3 protein-coding genes are annotated in these 2,587 nt (G+C 67.9%); all 3 read left to right on the top strand.

Annotated elements, in window-relative coordinates; genetic code table 11:
• The first annotated feature begins 105 nt into the window (after nucleotides 1-105).
• The 3 genes from ACIPEK_RS46490 to ACIPEK_RS46480 all read left to right on the top strand — a co-directional run bounded on the left by ACIPEK_RS46490 (nucleotide 106) and on the right by ACIPEK_RS46480 (nucleotide 2,471).
• A complete protein-coding gene (locus ACIPEK_RS46490; protein WP_402009058.1) occupies nucleotides 106-1,284 on the top strand; it encodes a DUF6397 family protein in 1,179 nt (392 codons plus the stop codon).
• Complete coding sequence (locus ACIPEK_RS46485) at nucleotides 1,208-1,696, top strand: GNAT family N-acetyltransferase (protein WP_402009055.1); 489 nt, start codon at nucleotides 1,208-1,210, stop codon at nucleotides 1,694-1,696. Before ACIPEK_RS46490 ends, ACIPEK_RS46485 begins: the two co-directional genes overlap by 77 nt.
• 154 nt (nucleotides 1,697-1,850) lie before the next feature.
• Nucleotides 1,851-2,471 carry an LAETG motif-containing sortase-dependent surface protein gene (locus ACIPEK_RS46480; protein WP_402009052.1) on the top strand — a complete coding sequence of 207 codons (621 nt, stop codon included), beginning with the start codon at nucleotides 1,851-1,853 and terminating at the stop codon, nucleotides 2,469-2,471.
• Nucleotides 2,472-2,587: the final 116 nt, after the last annotated feature.

Below are 2,587 nucleotides of genomic sequence, written 5' to 3'. Positions count from 1 at the left end.
CAGGTGTCGCGCTACGAGATCATGGAAACAAGTCCGTCTCGCCGCAGCGCAGATCGGACAGATAGGGGGTTCCCCTATCGAACGCCCTCTGAGACCACAAGCACGATGGCTGTGGGTGCAGCAGCCCAGGAACTACAGCTGAAGCGCGGCGAGTTCGCCAGTGCCTTACATGTGGGTCTGGTCCGCGTGCTGGTGCAGCAGGGTGGCGCAAGGCCGAGGGTCCGCAGGGAGGAGGTCGACCGGCTGCGGTCGCAGGACGGGTTCCCGGAGGCGCTGTGGGAGAGGGTGCACACCGTCGGGACGGCGGAGGGCGCCCAACTGCTCAGGATCAGTCCGGACCACTTCACCAAGCTGGCCCGCGCGGGATGCCTCACTCCGATCACGTTCTATCTCAACCGGTACCGGACGGTGGTCTGGCTCTATCTCGCCCAGGAGCTTGCGGAGTTCGCCGCCAGGGAGTCTCAGCTCCTGGTGGGGAAGAGCCCGGCCTGGGTATGTAGCCGGTTGACGGGAGGCGCCGACTTCCGTGCACGCAACTGGCGCTCGCGCCGCATCGAACGGCTGATGAGCCTCACGGACGCCCTCTGGGCCCGCGCCGCCGTGCTCGCGGGCACGCTGGACCCGGTGCAGTTGGCAGAGGTGGTCGACGATCCGTATGAGCGCGCCTACCTCGCCAGGATCCGGCCCGAACCGGTCTTCGGGCCAACGGGGTCGCCTTCTGCGAGGGAAGCCATGGGGCGCCTGATGCAGGCCGGTGAACCGGACGAGATGCTGTGGCGGCGGGTCGGCCTGATCACGGAGCTGGACAACGCCCGGGAGGCCCGGCCGGCTCCGCGTCCGGGCGGCGAGTGGCGCCCCGGCCCCGGGAACGGGCTCGGGCTCGGGCTCGGGCTTGAGAGGGGGCAGGAACCTGAGCTCGAACACTCGCTGAGCCCGAACCTGCCTCGGTCTCCGAACCCGTCCAGGTCTTCCACCCCGACCCGGTACTCGGTCCCGTCCCGGCGTCCGAGCCCGCACCAACCTTCGGTCCTGTACGCGATTACGATCCGGTACGTGATCCGGTGCCCGATCCCGCATCTGCGCCGACAGCGGCTCCAGAAGCCGCACTTGGGCTGCTTGCCCGGCTCGGTCTGCGTAGGCGGGCATCCCGGCCTCCTTGCCGGTAAACAACTCGCGCAGGAAGAACGGCACCGGCATCCTGGCCCACATGCTGATCAGGGAAGCCACTGCCGAGGACTGGCCTGCCATCTGGCCGTTCTTCCACGAAATCGTTGCCGCTGGTGAGACCTTCACCTACCCGCTCGATCTCGGTGAGGACGACGCCCGCTCCTGGTGGCTCCTCGAGTCACCGAACCGCACAGTCGTCGCAGTTGACGACGACGGGAGCGTCCTCGGCACGGCAAAGATGAACAACAACCACATGGGCAACGGCGCGCACATCGCCAGCGCCAGTTACATGGTCGACCCCAAGCGTTCCGGACAGGGTGTGGGCCGGGCCTTGTGCGTGTATACGCTGGAATGGGCTCGCTCATCGGGGTTCCGGGCCATGCAGTTCAACGCCGTGGTGGAGACGAACACCTACGCCGTCCGGCTCTACCGCTCGCTCGGCTTCGAAATCCTGGGAACCCTGCCCGAGGGGTTCAACCATCCCGAACAGGGATTCGTCGGAATGTACATCATGTACCGCGCTCTGTGACAGCCGACTTGTCCGTCATGTCTCAAGCGGTGGCGATGTGGGGTCAGTTGTGACTTTGCATGCTTCGTGGGGCGGGTGCGCGCGTAGTTATCAGGGGCAGTACTGTGCGCCCCACCGCCATTCGGGCGATGAAACTTATGCGGAGGAAGAATTCATGACCATACCCAGGAGATCGTTGCGTGCTGCGGGGACACTCGCGGCCGCAACGGTGGTCGGCCTGACCGGCACGGTCCTCTCCGCCGGCCCGGCCGCAGCTCACACCCCCACCTGGGCCGTGACTTGCACCGAGGTGAGCCTTGACCTGACTGCCTACAACGGCAACGTGACCAACCAGGTGACCGTGACCGTCGACGGCAAGGACCTCCTGCCCACCGAGACCTTCGGGAGGGAGTTCCACAAGAAGCTTGAGCTGCCCAAGCACGACAAGGAACTGACGGTTCACCTCGTCGTCAAGGCCGGCGATGGTGACAACTTCTCGCGCGACGAGACCAAGCCGGCACCGGTGTGCGAGGGCACCACCCCGTCGCCCGCGCCGTCCGAGGCCGCGCCGTCGCAGCCGCCCTCCCCGGAGGCACCCGTCGGGAGCGCCACGCCCAGCGAGGCAGCTTCGGAGTCCGCCCCTGCCGCGGCCTCTCCGAGCCCCAGCTCGCCGGACCTGGCCGAGACGGGTTCCTCGTCCGCCACTCCGATCATCGGTGGAGCGGCTGTGGCCGTCCTGCTGGCCGGTGGCGGCATCATGTGGTCCGTGCGCAAGCGTCGTACGGCACAGAACTGACGTAGACCGGTGGTCCTGGTGCAGGACTGCGCCAGGACCACCGGTCGAGGGGGGGGGGGGGGGGGGCCGGCGGGGCCCCCCCCCCCCCCCCCGCGGGGGGCACACCGGCCACGCGC

This window comes from Streptomyces sp. NPDC088246 (assembly GCF_044741025.1).
GTDB lineage: Bacteria > Actinomycetota > Actinomycetes > Streptomycetales > Streptomycetaceae > Streptomyces.
Note: the sequence above shows the minus strand (reverse complement) of the source record. Positions and strands in the feature narration are given on the sequence as shown.

Coding starts and splice junctions, on each gene's coding strand:
- ACIPEK_RS46485 (WP_402009055.1), top strand. CDS start 1,208: ATGCTGATCAGGGAAGCCACTGCCGAGGACTGGCCTGCCATCTGGCCG.
- ACIPEK_RS46490 (WP_402009058.1), top strand. CDS start 106: ATGGCTGTGGGTGCAGCAGCCCAGGAACTACAGCTGAAGCGCGGCGAG.
- ACIPEK_RS46480 (WP_402009052.1), top strand. CDS start 1,851: ATGACCATACCCAGGAGATCGTTGCGTGCTGCGGGGACACTCGCGGCC.